General features: G+C 70.4%; 11 protein-coding genes. 7 read left to right on the top strand and 4 right to left on the bottom strand.

Annotation, left to right across the window (positions count from 1 at the left end; all coding sequences use genetic code 11):
- Positions 1-15: 15 nt before the first annotated feature.
- Positions 16-969 carry a hypothetical protein gene (locus tag J1G43_RS19150; RefSeq protein ID WP_242635797.1) on the bottom strand — a complete coding sequence of 318 codons (954 nt, stop codon included), beginning with the start codon at positions 967-969 and terminating at the stop codon, positions 16-18.
- 141 nt (positions 970-1,110) lie between these two features.
- Here J1G43_RS19150 and J1G43_RS19145 point away from each other — a divergent pair, with 141 nt between their 5' ends.
- From J1G43_RS19145 to J1G43_RS14650, 7 genes are all read left to right on the top strand, one after another.
- Positions 1,111-2,181, top strand: a complete 1,071-nt coding sequence (locus J1G43_RS19145; protein WP_307859619.1) for an LCP family protein — start codon at positions 1,111-1,113, stop codon at positions 2,179-2,181.
- On the top strand, positions 2,178-3,158 hold the full coding sequence (locus J1G43_RS14675) for an LCP family protein (RefSeq protein ID WP_207378725.1): 981 nt from the start codon (positions 2,178-2,180) through the stop codon (positions 3,156-3,158). The genes J1G43_RS19145 and J1G43_RS14675 overlap by 4 nt, the downstream gene beginning before the upstream one ends.
- A 153-nt stretch (positions 3,159-3,311) precedes the next feature.
- On the top strand, positions 3,312-5,198 hold the full coding sequence (locus tag J1G43_RS14670; protein WP_307859618.1) for a glycosyltransferase: 1,887 nt from the start codon (positions 3,312-3,314) through the stop codon (positions 5,196-5,198).
- Between the two features lie 11 nt (positions 5,199-5,209).
- Positions 5,210-6,481, top strand: coding sequence for a UDP-N-acetyl-D-mannosamine dehydrogenase (gene wecC / locus J1G43_RS14665; protein WP_207378724.1), 1,272 nt, complete (start codon positions 5,210-5,212; stop codon positions 6,479-6,481).
- A gap of 70 nt (positions 6,482-6,551) precedes the next feature.
- Entirely contained in the window at positions 6,552-9,314 is a 2,763-nt protein-coding gene (locus tag J1G43_RS14660) for a heparinase II/III family protein (RefSeq protein ID WP_207378723.1), read from the top strand.
- Between the two features lies 1 nt (position 9,315).
- The gene (locus tag J1G43_RS19685) at positions 9,316-10,458 is read left to right on the top strand and encodes a glycosyltransferase family 4 protein (protein WP_207378722.1); all 1,143 of its coding nucleotides are present in this window, start codon (positions 9,316-9,318) and stop codon (positions 10,456-10,458) included.
- Positions 10,459-10,468: 10 nt separating this feature from the next.
- The gene (locus J1G43_RS14650) at positions 10,469-12,154 is read left to right on the top strand and encodes a glycosyltransferase 61 family protein (protein WP_207378721.1); all 1,686 of its coding nucleotides are present in this window, start codon (positions 10,469-10,471) and stop codon (positions 12,152-12,154) included.
- Between the two features lie 24 nt (positions 12,155-12,178).
- Here the strand turns inward: J1G43_RS14650 and J1G43_RS14645 are convergent, their stop codons facing one another.
- From J1G43_RS14645 to wecB, 3 genes are read right to left on the bottom strand one after another with little or no spacing between them, the layout of a single operon-like run.
- Positions 12,179-14,182 (bottom strand): glycosyltransferase, encoded by a 2,004-nt coding sequence (locus J1G43_RS14645; RefSeq protein WP_207378720.1) that lies wholly within the window; start codon positions 14,180-14,182, stop codon positions 12,179-12,181.
- A complete protein-coding gene (locus J1G43_RS14640; RefSeq protein WP_307859617.1) occupies positions 14,179-14,961 on the bottom strand; it encodes a DUF6270 domain-containing protein in 783 nt (260 codons plus the stop codon). The genes J1G43_RS14645 and J1G43_RS14640 overlap by 4 nt, the downstream gene beginning before the upstream one ends.
- Positions 14,958-16,103 (bottom strand): non-hydrolyzing UDP-N-acetylglucosamine 2-epimerase, encoded by a 1,146-nt coding sequence (gene wecB, locus J1G43_RS14635; RefSeq protein WP_207378718.1) that lies wholly within the window; start codon positions 16,101-16,103, stop codon positions 14,958-14,960. Before wecB ends, J1G43_RS14640 begins: the two co-directional genes overlap by 4 nt.
- Positions 16,104-16,125: the final 22 nt, after the last annotated feature.

The raw sequence follows: 16,125 nt of genomic DNA, 5'->3' as shown, positions 1-16,125 counted from the left end.
CGCTGGGGTGGGTGGTCACTCGCCGGCGGACGGGACGCCCGGATCGCCGGTGCCGGGGTCCTGGCCGCCGGTCCCCGGGTCCTGGCCGCCGGTCCCCGGGTCGGTCCCCGGGGTGGGCTCGGACGGAGTCTCGGGGCCCGGGGTCTGCGGGGGCGGCTCGACCGGAGCGCTCGGCTCCGGGCTGTGTGTCGCCGGGGGCTGCGGAGCACCCGGCGTGCCCGCAGCGGGGTCCGAACCGCCCTCGACGGTCGGCGCGCCCTCGGGGCCGGACGCCGGCCGCCCGCCGCCGGTGGCGACGTCGGGTGCCGGGGGCTCCTGCGCCGGTTCGGTGGGTGTCGCGGTCTGGGCGCTACGGACGGTGGCCGTGACGGCGACCAGCGCGAGACGTGCAGTGCGCAACGACCGGGTCATCGAGCCCGCGCGCTCGCGTGGCGTGCCCGCCGCCTCGCCCGTCGCGCGGGTGGCGGCGTCGATCGCGGTCCGCAGGCGCCCGCGCTGCGCCTCGTCCACCAGGCCCTCGGACGACGCCCACACCTGCTCGGCCTCCGCGACCGCGGCGGACGTCGCCTCCCGCTCCTGCGCGAGGCTCTCGACGGCGGCCAGGACCGCGGCGGAGGTGCCCGGTGCGTCCGCGGTCGTCGAGGCCGGCGTGGGCGCCGCGGGGGACTGCTGGGTGCGGTTCGCGGACCAGGCGGCGGTGACCCCGGCGATGGCGAGGCTGCAGGCCAGCGCGCCGACCACGGCGGCGGAGCGGCGTCCCGGCAGGCGTCGCACGGAGCGGCCCGGACCCCCGGTGGAGGCACGGCCGGTCTGCGTCTGCGCGGCGTCCGCGTCACGCGTGGACCGTTGGGTGACCCCGGGCCAGGCGAACCGGTAGTCGCCGACGGGGACGCCGACCGACGGAGTGGTCCGCGGGGTCCCGTCCGTCGTGCCCGGCGGTCGGGCGCCGGCGTCGGGGGGCGTCTCCATAGCCGCTCACGCTACAAGCGGACCCTCGGGCGGCCACGCGACGAGCGGGTGAACCGGCGGGCCCGGAGGCGGGTGATTCCCGGTCCGTGCGCCCCTGACCGGCCGAGACGTCCCCGGACGACCGACCTATCCTCGGTCACCGTGTCCCCCTCCTCGCACGCGCGTGCTGCCGACCGTCCTCGCAACCGCCGGGCGCTCGTGCTCGTGCTCGTCCTCGTGCTCGCGCTCGGTGGGGGTGCCTTCGCGGCCACCTGGGGGGTGCAGAAGTGGCTCGCCGGGCAGGTCGAGCGCGTGGGCGACCCGTTCGCGGAGCTCCCCGCGCGCCCCGCGCCCCCGGCGGCCGCGCCCGACGAGGGGGAGGCCGAGACGCTCGACGGTGCGATGAACATCCTGGTGCTCGGCTCGGACTCGCGGATCTCGGCCGGGGACCCCGGCCAGTGGCAGGCGGGGGCCCAGCGCACGGACACGATCATGCTCGTCCACCTGCCGGCGTCCCGTGACGCGGCGTACCTGATGTCGTTCCCGCGCGACTCGTGGGTCGACGTCCCCGGCCGTGGGCAGGCGAAGATCAACGCCGCCTTCTCGTACGGCGGGCCCGCTCTCCTCATCCAGACGATCGAGCAGCTGACGAACGTGCGCATCGACCACTTCGTCGTGACGGACTTCGAGTCGTTCGTGCGGATCACCGACGCGCTCGGCGGGGTGCGGATGACGCTCACGAACGACCTGAAGGTCGGCGGCACGGTGGTGCCGGCCGGCAAGCAGCAGCTGCTCACCGGTGAGCAGGCGCTGCGGTTCGTCCGGGAGCGCAAGACCCTGGCCCGCGGCGACTTCGACCGCGTGCAGCGGCAGCAGGCGTGGATGCGGGCCATCGTGGCGAAGATGCGCAACGACGGGACGCTGCACAACCCGGTCACGTCGGCCCGGTTCCTGGACGTGGTCAGCCGGTCCGTGGCGACGGACGACGGCCTGGACGAGCGGGTCATGCGGGACCTGCAGGACCGCGCCAAGAACCTCGGCTCGACCGACATGACGTTCTTCACGGTGCCGTTCGAGGGGACGGGGCGCAGCCCCGACGGTGCGCAGAGCATCGTCGTGCTCGACCGCGAGGCGCTCGACCCGCTGATGGCCGCGGTGGCCTCCGACACCCTGGGCGCCTACCTCGAGGGCAACGCGGGGTCCCTCGACGTGCTGCCGCCGGTCGTCGAGTGAGGCGCCTGCGCGCGCTGATGGCGGTGGTGGTGTCGCTGGGCCTGGTGGCGTGCACCGGCCCGGCACCGGAGCCGACGACGCCCGCGCCGACGGTGGCGGCGCGCAGCACCCCCGCGCCGACGCCGACGCCGACGCCGACGCCGAGCCCGACGCCAGCGGACCCGCTGCCGGCCGGTCCGCTGAACGTGCTGCTCATCGGGACGGACTCCCGGGACCCGGCGTCCCTGGGTGGCAACGCCGACACGGTGCTGCTCGTGCACCTGCCGGCGGACCGTGCGCAGGTGTACCTCATCTCGTTCACGCGGGACATGTGGGTCCCCATCCCGGGTGTCGGCGAGGGCAAGCTCAACGCCGCCTTCGCGCGGGGCGGCACCCCGACGCTCGTGGAGACGGTGTCGGGTCTGCTGGGCGGGGCGCCGATCGACGCCACGGTCCAGACCAACTTCGCGGGCTTCATCGCGCTGACGCGTGCGCTGGGCGGGTTCGAGGTCGACAACCGCCACCACTCCACGGTGACCGTGCAGAGCACGGGTCGCGTCGTCGACTTCCCCGAGGGGCGGATCACCCTGAGCGGCACCGACGGGCTGATCTACGTGCGCGAGCGCAAGCGGCTGCCGCTGGGCGACCTCGACCGCACCGAACGCCAGCGGGCGGCGCTGGTGGGCATGCTCGCCAGGGTCGGCGAGCTGGCCGACGACCCGGTCGCCCTGGCCACCCTCCTGCCGCACGTCGTGGGCAACGTGAAGGTCACCGGGGTGCTGGAGGCGCAGGACGTGGCAGGGCTGGTCCCGTTGGCGCGCACGTTCGGCCGCGACGACGTGGTCGGGCTCATGGCCCCCATCACGGGGTTCGGCAGCCGGGGTGGGGCGTCGGTCAACGTGGTCGACGACGCGCGGATGGCCGAGCTCGGGGCGGCGGTGCGCGCCGACGACGTGGGTGGCTACGTTGCGCGGCACGGGACGGACTACGCGCCCTGAGCAAAATCCCCCGGGCGGTATCGCCGGATGTGCCCGGATACGCCCGGACGGCGCCGCTGCCAGCGGTCGTGACCTCCGCGGATCTGTGATTACAGTCGGCCGGTCTGGCGGAGTGAAACGACTCACACGCGAGGACCTCAGCAGGGAGACCAGGTGGACGTCGATGCGTGGCGCCGTGCCGTGTGGCACCTGCGGCACGGTGGGCCCACCGCCCTGCGCACGCACCGCCGACGTGTCCGCGCCGGGGGAGCCCGGCCCGGTGTGCGGGCGGTCGCGCGGCCCGACGGCCGCCTGACGTTCCCCGCGTGGCACCTGCCGCCGGCGCCCGTGCGCCGCGACGCCCTGCGGGTGGCGGTCGTCCTCGACGACTTCTCGCGGCTGGCCCTGCGCTACGAGTGGCAGCAGGTCGAGGTGACGCCGGACGACTGGCGTCGGCGCCTGGAGGCCGAGCCGGTCGACCTGCTGTTCGTCGAGTCGGCGTGGGCGGGCAACGGCGGGGCGTGGCGCTACCACCTCACCGGCCCCCACGGCCCGCGGCGGGCGTTCGTCGAGCTGGTGGCCTGGTGCCGTGAGCAGGGCATCGCGACGGTCTTCTGGAACAAGGAGGACCCGGTCCACCACGAGGACTTCCTCGAGGCCGCGCGGCTGTTCGACCACGTCTGGACGACCGACGTCGCGACCGTCGACCGGTACCGCGCGGCGCTGGGCCACGACCGCGTCGGCGTGCTGCCGTTCGCCGCGCAGAGCGCGATCCACAACCCGGTGCGGCCGGGCCCCGGCCGCCACGAGCGGGACGTCGCGTTCGCCGGCATGTGGTTCGCCCACCGGCACGCCGAGCGTCGCGAGCAGCTGCAGATGCTGCTGGGTGCCGCGCTGCGCGCGTCCGACCGCATGGACACCGGGCTGGAGATCTTCTCCCGCCAGCTGGGCGGCGACGAGCGCTACCAGTTCCCCGCGCCGTTCGACGCGCGCGTCGTCGGCTCCCTGGACTACCCGGCGATGCTCAGCGCGTACCGGGCGCACAAGGTCTTCCTCAACGTCAACACCGTCGTCACGTCGCCGAGCATGTGCGCGCGCCGGATCTTCGAGATCACGGCCTCGGGCACCCCGGTGGTGTCGACGCCGAGCCCGGCCATCGACGCGCTCTTCCCGCGCGACGAGGTGGTGCAGGTCGCCGACGGGGACGAGGCCGAGGTGATGCTGCGCGCGCTGGTGCGCAACGCCGAGGTGCGCGACCGCATGGTGCACCGCGGGCAGCGGCGCATCTGGGCCGGGCACACGTACGCGCACCGCGTCGACGACGTGCTGCGCGCCGCAGGGCTGGGGGAGCACACGGTGACGGGCGCGCGGCCGACGGTGACCGCGCTCGTCTCGTCCAACCGCCCCGGGCAGCTCGCGCACGTCCTGGCGACGCTCGGTGCGCAGGTGGACGTCGACGTGCAGCTCGCGTTCCTGGCGCACGGGTGGGACGTGGACGCCGACGGGCTGGCCCGCGCGGCGGCGGAGGCAGGGATCGCCTCGAGCGTGGTGCTGCGGGCGGACGACGACGTGCCGCTGGGGGAGTGCCTCAACCGGCTCGTCGCCGTGGCGGACGCCCCCGTGGTCGCCAAGGTCGACGACGACGACGTCTACGGTCCGCACTACCTGGCCGACCAGGTGCACGCGCTGGAGTACAGCGGTGCCGGCGTCGTCGGCAAGCAGGCGCACTACGTGCAGCTGCGCGGCGCCGGGCTGCTCGCCCTGCGGTTCCCCGAGCGCGAGCACACGTTCACCGACTTCGTCATGGGGCCGACGATCGTCGCCCGCCGTGACGTGGCACGCGCCGTGCCCTTCCCCGCCGTGCCGCGGGGCGAGGACACCGGGTTCCTGGCCGGCGTCGTCGACGCCGGCACGTCCGTGTACGCCACGGACCGCTTCAACTTCGTCCAGGTGCGCAGCGGCGACCCCGCCGCGCACACGTGGGCGGTCAGCGACGCCGAGCTCCTGGCCGGCGCCGACGTTCAGGTGGTCGGGCAGGCGCTCGACCACGCGATGGTGTGAGGGGTGGGGGCATGTCTCCGATCGGGAGCAGCACGAGTCCGGTGGTCGCGGTCATCGGCCTGGGGTACATCGGGCTGCCGACGGCGGCGATCCTGGCGACGCACGGTGCCGAGGTCATCGGTGTCGACGTGAACCAGGCGACCGTCGACGCGGTGAACCGCGGTGAGGTGCCGTTCGTCGAGCCCGACCTGGAGATCTCCGTCGCCGGTGCCGTCTCCCAGGGCCGGCTCCGCGCGGACGTGAAGACGCCGCCGGCCGACGTCTTCGTCGTCGCCGTGCCCACGCCGTTCGCGGACGACCACGCCGCCGACCTGTCCTACATCGAGGCCGCCGCCGACGCGCTGGCCCCGCAGCTGCAGGGCGGCGAGCTCGTGATCCTCGAGTCCACGTCGCCCCCGGGCGCCACGCAGCACATGGCGGACCGCATCCTCGCCGCCCGCCCCGACCTCAGCCTGCACGGCCGCGCCGGCCGGCCGGTCGTGCACTTCGCACACTGCCCCGAGCGTGTGCTCCCCGGGCGCGTCATGGTCGAGCTGGTGACCAATGACCGCATCGTCGGCGGCCTGACGCGCGTCGCGGCGGAGAAGGCGCGAGACCTCTACGCGACCTTCTGCAAGGGCGAGATCATGCTGACCGACGCCAAGACGGCGGAGATGGCCAAGCTGGTCGAGAACTCGTTCCGCGACGTCAACATCGCCTTCGCCAACGAGCTGTCGATGATCTCCGACAAGCTCGCGATCGACGTGTGGGAGCTCATCGAGCTGGCCAACCACCACCCTCGCGTCAACATCCTGCAGCCCGGCCCCGGCGTCGGCGGCCACTGCATCGCCGTCGACCCGTGGTTCATCGTGTCCTCCGCGCCCGACGAGGCCCGCCTCATCCGCACCGCACGCGAGGTCAACGACGACAAGCCGGAGCGCGTGATCAGCAAGGTGGTCCAGAAGGCCGAGCGGTTCCGTGCACCGCGCATCGCCGCCCTCGGGCTGGCGTTCAAGCCGGACATCGACGACCTGCGCGAGTCGCCCGCCCGCCGGATCGTGGCCGAGCTGGCCAAGCGGCTGCCCGAGGCGCAGATCGACGTGGTCGAGCCGCACATCGACGCGCTGCCGAACGAGTTGTCCCTGCTGGACCACGTCGACCTCGTCACCCTCGAGAAGGCCGTCGACGCGGCGGACATCGTGCTGATGCTGGTGGACCACACGACGTTCCGAACGGCGGATCCACGGGGACTCGGACTGAGCGAGAAGGTCGTCATCGACACGCGTGGTGTCTGGCACGCGTGACGCACCTCGTGCCGAAAACCGTCAGTAGCGCCGAGCAGTCGCTCTCAGCCCGTCGTGGGAAGGACCCCTGGTGCCCGGTTGGCTGACCGACGTGGCGCGTCAGCTTCTTGACGCGCGTCTCGCCGTGCCGCTGGACGAACTAGTCAGAGTGGCCGGCGTCCACGAGGAGCTGGGCACCGCCGATGGGCGGCAGCTCGTGAGCATGCTGCGAGATCAGGGATACCTCGAGCGCGCCCTCGAGCTCGCCGTCGTGCTCGCGCGACGCACCGGCGACGAGGAACGCGACCCCGCAGCGGCGCGCGTTCGCGGCCAGCTGCGCTTCCTCCGTGGTGAGGTTAGTCAGGGAGTGATCCCGCCGGACAGCACGTTCGAGCCTGAGGCCGGGCGGGTGCTCCACGTGGCGGGGGCAAGCCTCCCCTTCGTCGACTCGAGCTATACCCAGCGCACTCACGCACTCGCCCTCCGCGGTGCCGAGCTGGGACTCCAGGCACGTGTCGTCAGCCAGATGGGCGTCGGCGGTGCCTCTGGCTACAGAGTCGACGTCCTGGACGGTGTCGAATACCACCGCATCCCTGGTCCTGCTCGCGGATCTTCTGCCGCCGACGACTGGTTCGCGCTCTATGTGAAGCGGCTGGCCGCAGTCGTGCGCAAGGTGAGGCCGGTCGCGCTGGTCCCTTCCTCCGACTTCGTCAACGGGCTCGCCGCGCTCGCCGTTGCGCGTGCCTACGGGCTGACACTCGTGTACGACGTGCGCGGCGCATGGGAGGACTCGTGGCTGCGCCGGCAGCGCGAGGTGTACGGGTGGACGGAGGACCTGGTTCCAGGTACGTGGGGAATGCCCGACCTGTGGAGCCTGCGCCGCAGCCGCGAGGCGGAGGTCCTGTGCGCCGCGGATACCGTCATCGCGAACTCGGACGAGACGGCACAGCACGCCATTGAGCTAGGGGCACGCGTGGACGCGGTGTTCGTCGTCGCCGATGGGGTGGATGCCGGGTACAGGTACGTTGACGCCCTCGAGTGGGCTGGCGCGCTCGAGCGCGGCACCGCGCAGCTCGCACGGCTCGGCGAGCGTCGACCTGCAGCTGACGAACTCCGAAGGTTGCTGTGCGCCGCGCCACCGCGACCGCTCGATCGGACGAGCACCACCGGTGTCGCAGGCTCCGCCCAGGCGATTCGGGACCGCGGCTGGGTGCTCGGCGCGTTGCCGCCCGTCCTTCTCGATCTGCCCTTTGACTGGCGGACCGCGTGCCAAGAGAACCGGTCGCAGGCCTTCCACCTGCACGCGTGGGACTTTGCCGTCCCGTTCCTCAGGGCGTGGGCCGAGAAGCGTGACGAAGGCGCCCTGCGCTGGTGCCTCGACCGTGCACTGTCTTGGTGCGAGACCTTTGTCGACGGGGACGCTCAGGGGACGATGGCGTGGTACGACATGGCGATCGGCCTACGCTCCCCACGGTTGGCCTACCTCGTTCGCGAAGCGCTCGAGATCGGTGTGGACGACGGGCAACTGGAGCTTCTCGGGGCGGCGGTGGTCCGCCACCAGCAGGAGATCTTCGCTGCTCGTGCCTACAACCCCCGAACCAATCACGGCTTCTACACGGCCGTCGGCGAGGTCAGTTTCGCGCGCCGACTGGTCACCCTTCCTGGAATGGACGTCGTCCTCGCGCAGGGGCAAGCGCGCCTTACCGAGATCGCCACACGTCAGTTCGCGGAGGATGGCGGGCATCGAGAGCACTCTCCCGACTATCACCGAATGGTGCTCGAGTCGTTCCTCGATGCGGTGGACGACGGGCTCATCGATGACCCGCAACTGCTCGAGCGCCTGGACCGAGCGGAACAGGTCATGGGTTGGTTCATCCGACCCGACCGAACGATCGTGCAGATCGGGGACTCTCCGGCCACGGCGGTGTCGGCGGGTTCGCGCACCATGCGCTCACCCCGGACGTTGTTCCTCGCGACGGGTGGGGCACATGGGGAGCCGAACCCCCGCGAACTCATGGTGCTCCCGGACAGCGGTTACGCGATCGTCCGATCCCCGCAGCCAAGGGGGGTGAACGACCATCTCTCGGCGGGTTACGTGACGTTGATGGGTGCGTTCCACTCGCGCGCACACAAGCACTGCGACGATCTCTCGCTGACGTGGTTCGACGCAGGTACGGAGGTCCTCATCGATTCCGGACGGTTCGGGTACCTGGATCAGCTGCCTGCTGATTCCCCGGCTCGTGATGAGGGCTTCTTCTACGGTCGACCGGAGCGACAGTACGTGGAGACGACTCGGGCACACAACACCGTCGAGGTCGACGGCGGAAACCATCGCCGACGTGGGCGCGCGCCGTATGGTTCGGCAATCCGGGAGTGCGAGGAGCGAGACGGATTCTTCCGTCTTGTTGGTGCGGTGGACCACGAGAGCTGGCAGCACGTTCGGGCCGTGACGTACAGGCCCGGTAAGTGGCTCCTCGTCGAGGACGGCGTGACATTCCCGGACTCTGATGAGCATCTGGTGCGAGCGTGGTGGAACTTGCCCGACAGTCTCCTGGATCCTCGAGAGGAGGCCGATGGCGTCTCCTTCGCGCTCCCGGAGGGGGGCGGACGGCTCTCGCTCAGAAGCATGGACGGCGCCTCGGTCATCGCTCCCGTCAAGGGTCAGGAAGAGCCGTTACGGGGTTGGCGCTCGGCCGCCGACTACTCGTTCACGCCGGCATGGTCTGTTGCGCTGGAGGCTCGTGTGACCCGAGCGCACCGTCTGACCACGCTGCTCACGCTTGACGGGACGCGGCCCGACGCCGCCCCTGTGTCTCCGTTCGACCTCTTCGCTACGACCCCGGAAGGTGACTGATGTGAGGGTCCTCCTCGCCCCGAGCAATGTCGCGAACCAGTCCACCTCGATCGCGGCGGGGCTCCGGGCCCGTGGCCACGAGGTCGAGATCTGGAACTACGGGCCCAGCCCGAACGGCTTCGACGTGGACAGGGTGATCCCGGACGACCGCGCACCCGGGACATACCAGCGGACCCTGACGGAGGCCCTGGACCGTGGCTTCGACGTCTTCCATTTTCATACCGCGCGCTCCCTCGTCCCAGGGCACGGTGGCGTCCCGCCGATGTGGGACCTGCCCGTGCTGCGGGCCGCTCGTGCCCGCATAGTTTTCACCTTTCACGGCTCGGATGTCCGGCTGCGCTCGCACCACGAGGCCGACGACCAGTGGAGCTTCTACCGCTTCGCTGACATCCCGTGCGACGAGGAGAAGATCGCTCAGCGGCTGGCGGTCATCCGGACGTTCGCTCACCAGCTCTCGGTCGGCAGCGTCCTCGACCAGGTGTACGCACCGGATGCGACCTACGTGCCGAAGTCATTGGTCCTCAGCAGGTACGAGGAAGTCGGTGCCGTTAGGCGCAAACGACCTGTGGTCCTGCACGCGACACGGAGGCGGGCCACGAAGGGCACCGACCTCATTGTCGAACAGGTCACTGCGCTGCAGGCGGAGCTCGACTTCGAGTTCCGCCTCGTCGAGGGCGCGACTCATGCGGAACTTCTGGACGTCATGGGTGACGCCGACGTGGTCATCGAGAAACTGCTTGGTGGTGACGCCGGCGTCCTCTCGCTTGAGGCAATGGCGATGGGCAAGGTCGCCGTGGCGCGGATCCGCCCCGAAGTGCTCGCACGCCATCCCTCCATGCCTGTTGTGAGCGCCGATCCCGAGACCTTCGCCCAGGCGCTGCGGCCCGTGCTCTCGGACCCCGGCCTGCGCGACCAGCTGGGCCGTCGCGGCCGGTGCTACGTCGAAGAGCACCACGACGCCGCGTTAGTCGCGGCACAGTGGGAGGCGCTGTATACCGCCGCCCGTCCGTCAGGCGCGCCGCCGCACCCTGACTGGGCGGTCGACCCCTCGCCGCGGCGCCTCGAAGCCGCCTACGAGAAGATCGCGCGACTCGAGGAGAAGCTCCGAGAGCGCGAGAGCCGGTCGCGTCGGGATAATCGCTAGAGGAATGTCGATGAGCCTGAGAACGAATGCCACGCCCTTCTTCCTAATCGACCGGCGCGACGCCACGCTGATCGTCTCGCCCGCACTCGCGGGGATTGAGGGCAGGTCGCGGGTCGCCATCTACGATCACGACGCGAGGCGTTACAGCCACGTCACGGCCGTCGCTGCCGGGGGGGTGTTGCGGCTCGCATTACGGGACCTGCTTCCACTCGACCGCTTGTCTATCAAGCTCCAGACTCCGTCCATGTCCGACGGGTCCTGGAAGGATCACGCCAAGCCCGATCGGCTCAGTGCCCTGGGCCCGATCTCGGTCGAGACCATCGCTCCAGCCACCTGGGGAGTGGCCGAAGACTGCTGGGTCACCCTTCGCGACACGTACACCGGCACCGAGATCCTCCGGTGCGCCGTGTCGCGAGGTGGCGAGATCGAGTTCGTGCTCGACGGCGACGACAGCGTCCGGCGGATCCAGCTCGACTTCTTCGCGCAGCGCGCGGACGGGGGTGTCGGCCCCCGCCTTCTACCGCCGATCCGTCTCGCGCCTGCTTCACGCCGGGGCCAGCCTCCGGAGGCGTGCGGATCAGTGCACGGGGATCTGCGCTACAGCTGCCGGCGTAACGTGACGCTGGCTCCCACGGTCCTCAAGTCGTCACCGCGGGGCGGGCTTGCCACGTTCGGATTCCTCGGCGCATGGGAGGGCGATGAGCCGATTGTGGAGGCCATGGAGTTCGTCCTGGGCCGTCAGCGCTACCATTACCAGCCGACCCGACCAGAACCTGCGAGTACCCACGGGCGCGCCATCTACCTCGGGCTACCACACGGTTCCTGGGGCCACTTCCTGACGCAAGGGCTGGCGCGGATCTGGTACGCGCTCCTCCACCCCGAGGTGCCCGTAATCTGGGACGCGGCGGGGTTGGAGCCGTTCCAGCAGCACGTGCTCCAGCTCATCGGGATGCGCAATCCCCAGCACTTCCTGACAAAACCCATGGCGTTCGACGAGGTTGTCTTTCCGTTTCCCGGAATATCGCTCGGCGATTATGTCCTTACGAGTTTCACAGACATGATCGGATGCGTCCCGGCCAGCACGACGGTGCCAGGGAAGAAATTGTTCATCTCCCGCTCGGGGTTGTCGCATGGTCGCGGGGGCCTCGAGGGTGCGCAGGACGAGGCGCTCGACCTTCTGGCGGAGAGACACGGTTTCGAGGTGTTCCACCCTGAGCAGCACTCGGTGGAGCTCCAGCTGAAGGAGATGTCCTCTGCCGAAGTGGTGCTCGGAGTGGAAGGCTCGGCACTTCACTCGCTCCTGCTGATGGAGGACCCGATTGCCACTCGGTTCTGGGCGTTGTCCCGGCACCGCGGCGGGAGCGGTGTGTTCGAGCACATCCGCGCAGCAAAGGCACTTCAGTACGAGACGATCAACTTTCTGCGGCACCGCATCGGCGGGGCGCGCGGCAGCATCGACATGGACATCGATGCACTCGACCTCGCTCTCACGGCGACGGCAGGGCTGACGCGGGACCTGCACGTGCTGGATGACCGAGTGGAGCACCCTGCGACGACCCAGACGTCGTACGGTGCCCACATCGCCAATACCCAGGTAGGTCTGAGCAGGCTCGAGGGAGACCTAGCGGAGGCGCTCCTCGCGCTGCGCGGACGGGATCACGGGACGGCCGCGGCGGCTATCTCCTGGTACCTCTGACGGCGCATGGTGCCACGGTCGCTGTCACGGGACGGCGATGGTGGTGAGGGCCTCGTAGATGCGTGCGTAGTCCGCTGCGTTCCCGGTCCACGAGCGTTCGGCCTGCACCCATGCAGCGCCGCGCTGGGCCATCTCCGCTCGGTGCAGGTCATCCTCGACCAGCTCGCGAAGCACGTCCGCGAGCGCGTGGGGGTCACCGGCGGAGAAAAGGGTAGCAGCTCCGCTGTCTTCGGCGATTTCCTTGAGGGCTTCCACGTCCGACATGACGACCGCTCGCCCCGCTGCGAATGCCTCGAACGGCTTGAGGGGCGTGACGAGGTGGCAAACGTCGGCCGGTCGGCGTGGCACGGCGAAGATGTCGATCAAGCTGTAGTAGCCCAGCACGTCGGCGTGGGGAACCCGCCCTGTGAAAACCACTCCGTCCGCACCCAGCTCGTTCGCCCTGGCGCGTAGGGCGGGGAGCGCCGGACCGTCTCCCACGACGAGGAGACGCAGCGGACGCAGGCTCTCGGAGGACACCTGATGGAACGCTTCGATGAGCACCTCGATCCCCTCATACTCGACGATCGACGTGATGCAGCCCACGACGAGAGCGTCGGTCGGGACATCGAGCGCGGACGCGAGCGTCTCGTCTCTGCCCTCGACGGTGAAGCGGCGACTGTCGACCGCGTTCGGGACGATCGAAAGCCGGTCGGCAGGTAGCCCCTCGTCGAGGATGCGCTCGCGCATGACGCGGGCGAGCGTCACGACGTGGTCCGCTGCGGCACGTGCCTCGGCCTCGCGCTCGCGGCGCCACCCGTATGCCTCCGGCTGGCCGAAACGCGCGAAGAGGCTGGTGGTGTCCGTCCACTCGAACCGGCTGGCGGTCCGCGATAGCCACGACTCCTCCCAGAACCCCCGAGCTTCGTACACCACGGGAATCTGGGTCGCCTTGCCGACCACGTTGGCGATGAGGAGGTTGAGGAAGTCGGAGTGGGCGTGCAAGAGGGCAGGGCGCACCTCATTCACGACAGCGAGCAGGGCCTCGGCATTTGCCTGTAGCCACGCGGAGTGACCGACCTCGAAGATCGAGGGGCCCGTGGGTCGGTGATAGGTGACCCCATCGAGCTCATCGGGGGTGACGCCTCCACCGTTCGTGATACCGAGCTGGACGTACACGTGCGCGTCGAGACCCACCGCGAGCTGGGCGCGCGCGGTGCTGTGGGTCCGCAGCGTGTAACCGGACTGGGTGGTTGGAACCGCGCGCCCCACCACGTGAAGCACTCGTCCGGGAGTTGCAGTGGCGGTCATGTCCGTCTGGGGCGCGATGGTCGGGCGGAACCGACCTGACATCACCTCGAGCTCGCTCGCTCGCAGCTCCCGGGTTCGGACGTCGCGCGGGTCGCCCTGCCGCGCGGCCGTCTCGAAGTAGTCCTGTGCCCTGGCGAGGTAGCCGCGGTCGCGTAGAGCACGCGCCAGCAGCCGCAGGAGGCGGAGTGGGAGCTTGTCGAGCACCGCGTGAGCTCGCACGATTCGGTCTGCTTCCAGCGCCTCGCCCGTCATGAGGAGATGTTCTACAGCGACGAGGACGTGCTCCGTGCCCAGGTGGAGCTCTCGCCGCCGTTCACTCACCGAGGTCCTCGGCTCGTCCTGGCCGTCGAACGGCTCCGTCGCCAAAGCCACGAGCGCCGTCAAGGTGCGGCGTTCGAACTCGACCTGACGCTGCTCGACACCCGCGAGGCCGGACATCTGCTGTTGGCTGTTCGCCGCGCCATACGGCGTGCGGGCGAACGCCTCGTCGAGCGCCGTCAGCGTGGCATCGGTCCGATCGAGACGGCTCTGCAGATCGCGGATGCGCCGCTCGGAGACCACGACTCGCTTGCGGACCGCGCGGAGCGCCCCGAGCATGGCCATGGACGCGAGGAGCCCTGCGATCACGGCGATCGCCACCAGGGCCGGTGACCCGTCGACAATGACCGCTGCGACGGAAGCGATACCGCCCGCGGCTACGAGCGCGGTGGCAGCGATCTGCAGCTTCCTGAAGTTCATGCGTCCCTCGTCCCCTCGTTGTCGCCTGTCCACGGGCGGCTGCGCTCGATGACGTTGACGACGGCTGCGTACGTGATGTCCGTGTAGTGAAAAGGTGCGTGACCCCACCGGTGGTTCGCTGCGGCGATGACCTGCTCGGGTGCCACCCTGCCGACGCCGAGACCCGCTGCTCCCGCCTCCTCGTAGTAGGGGGCGAGGCGTTCGTTCGCCTCGTACGAGGACATCCCGAAACTGCTTGGCACGGGCGACCCGTCGTCGGAGTCCACGGCCCACGGCACATCTAGGAGCAGAGTGCGGTCAAGCAGGCCGAGTCGGCCAAGGAGCTTCCGGAAGTGGCCGAGCGCAGCGGTCCAGCGCTCGTGGTGCTCCTGCGAGCCCAGCTCGACGTGGCGCCAGCCATCGAGCACCTCGTCGACGCCGACCCTCATGCGCTCGACGGATCGGGTGACGACGTGGTCCTCTGGTGAGACGAGCACCCCGAGCCGCTCGTCGGTGAGGTCCCAGAGGAGCAGGTCGACCAGGGGGGCTTCGGTGAGAAGCTGAGGGAGATTGCCCGCCGCGTCACCTTCGAGCATCCGTCGCTGAAATGAGGACGTGATCGACGAGGGCGCGGTCACCGGCGCGGGTCCAGCGAATGCGCTGATGAGCGACTGCCGTGCGACGTAGCGTCGAAGCGTGTAGAGCTCGGGAGGGGCGTGCTCGAAGGTGTCGCGCGTCACGCAACTGCCGTAGATGAAGACGTGGGCGGGCGTCGCCTCGCCCGGTCGGACGCGACTCACGCCGAGGACCCCTGCGCGCGTGAGACGGTGTCCAGCCGAGCACGCACGGCCTCCACCGTCCGGGCTGCGGCAGCGCCGTCCCCGTACGGGTTCACGGCGGTCGACATCGTGGCGTAGTGCTCAGGGTCCTCCAACAAGCGAGCGACCTCCCCAGCCACCCGTCCCTCGTCGGTCCCGATGAGCGACACCGTCCCTGCCTCGACGGCCTCTGGCCGCTCCGTGTTGTCCCGCATCACCAGCACGGGCTTCCCCAGCGACGGTGCCTCCTCCTGCACGCCGCCGGAGTCGGTCAGCAGCAGCGTGGACGCGGCCATGAGCCGGGCGAACTCCCCGTAGGCCAGCGGCTCGGTGACGATCACGTTCTCGATGCCCTCGACGGCGGGCAGCACGGCCTCCCGGACGACCGGGTTCCGATGGATCGGAAGCACCACCGTGACGTCGGGGAAGCGGCGCGCGATCGTGGCGAGCGCGCGGCCGACGCCCACCATCGCCTCGCCCCAGTTCTCGCGGCGGTGGGTCGTGACCAGGACGATGCGACGGCCCGATGCGGCGAGGTCCTCCAGCGCGGGGTCGACGAACGCGACCTCCTTCGCCACGGTCATGTGCAGCGCGTCGATCACCGTGTTGCCCGTGACGACGATGTCGGCGTCCGTCACGCCCTCGCGCAGCAGGTTCTGTCGGCTCGTCTCGGTGGGCGCCAGGTGCAGCGCGGCGATCTGCGAGGTGATCTTCCGGTTCGCCTCCTCCGGGAACGGGGAGTACAGATCACCGGACCGCAACCCTGCCTCCACGTGCACCACGGGGATCTGCCGGTAGAACGCCGCCAGCGCGGCGGCGGTGGACGTCGTGGTGTCGCCCTGGACCACCACGGCGGCCGGCTGCTCCTTCTCGAGGATCGGGTCGAGCCCGTCGAGCACGCGGCTGAAGATCTGCGCGAGCGTCTGCCCGTGGCTCATGATGTCGAGGTCGTGGTCGGGCACGATCCCGAACAGCTCGTTGACCTGGTCGAGCATCTCCCGGTGCTGGCCGGTGACCACCACGACGCTGTCGAGGTCGTCGCTCGCCTCGATCGCCTTGACGACGGGCGCGCACTTGATCGCCTCGGGGCGGGTGCCGTACACGGTCATGATCCGGGGGCGCATCGTCGGTCTCCTGGGTCGTTCG

Source organism: Cellulomonas sp. zg-ZUI22 (genome assembly GCF_017353535.1).
In the GTDB taxonomy this organism is placed as follows: Bacteria; Actinomycetota; Actinomycetes; order Actinomycetales; family Cellulomonadaceae; genus Cellulomonas; species Cellulomonas wangleii.
The sequence above is the reverse complement of the archived record's forward strand: the minus strand, read 5'-3'. Positions and strand labels throughout refer to the sequence as shown.

What these genes read in the sequence shown, in the direction of transcription:
- J1G43_RS14650 (WP_207378721.1), top strand. Translation starts at nt 10,469, where the DNA reads ATGAGCCTGAGAACGAATGCCACGCCCTTCTTCCTAATCGACCGGCGC.
- J1G43_RS19150 (WP_242635797.1), bottom strand. Translation starts at nt 969, where the DNA reads ATGGAGACGCCCCCCGACGCCGGCGCCCGACCGCCGGGCACGACGGAC.
- wecB (WP_207378718.1), bottom strand. Translation starts at nt 16,103, where the DNA reads ATGCGCCCCCGGATCATGACCGTGTACGGCACCCGCCCCGAGGCGATC.
- wecC (WP_207378724.1), top strand. Translation starts at nt 5,210, where the DNA reads ATGTCTCCGATCGGGAGCAGCACGAGTCCGGTGGTCGCGGTCATCGGC.
- J1G43_RS14645 (WP_207378720.1), bottom strand. Translation starts at nt 14,182, where the DNA reads ATGAACTTCAGGAAGCTGCAGATCGCTGCCACCGCGCTCGTAGCCGCG.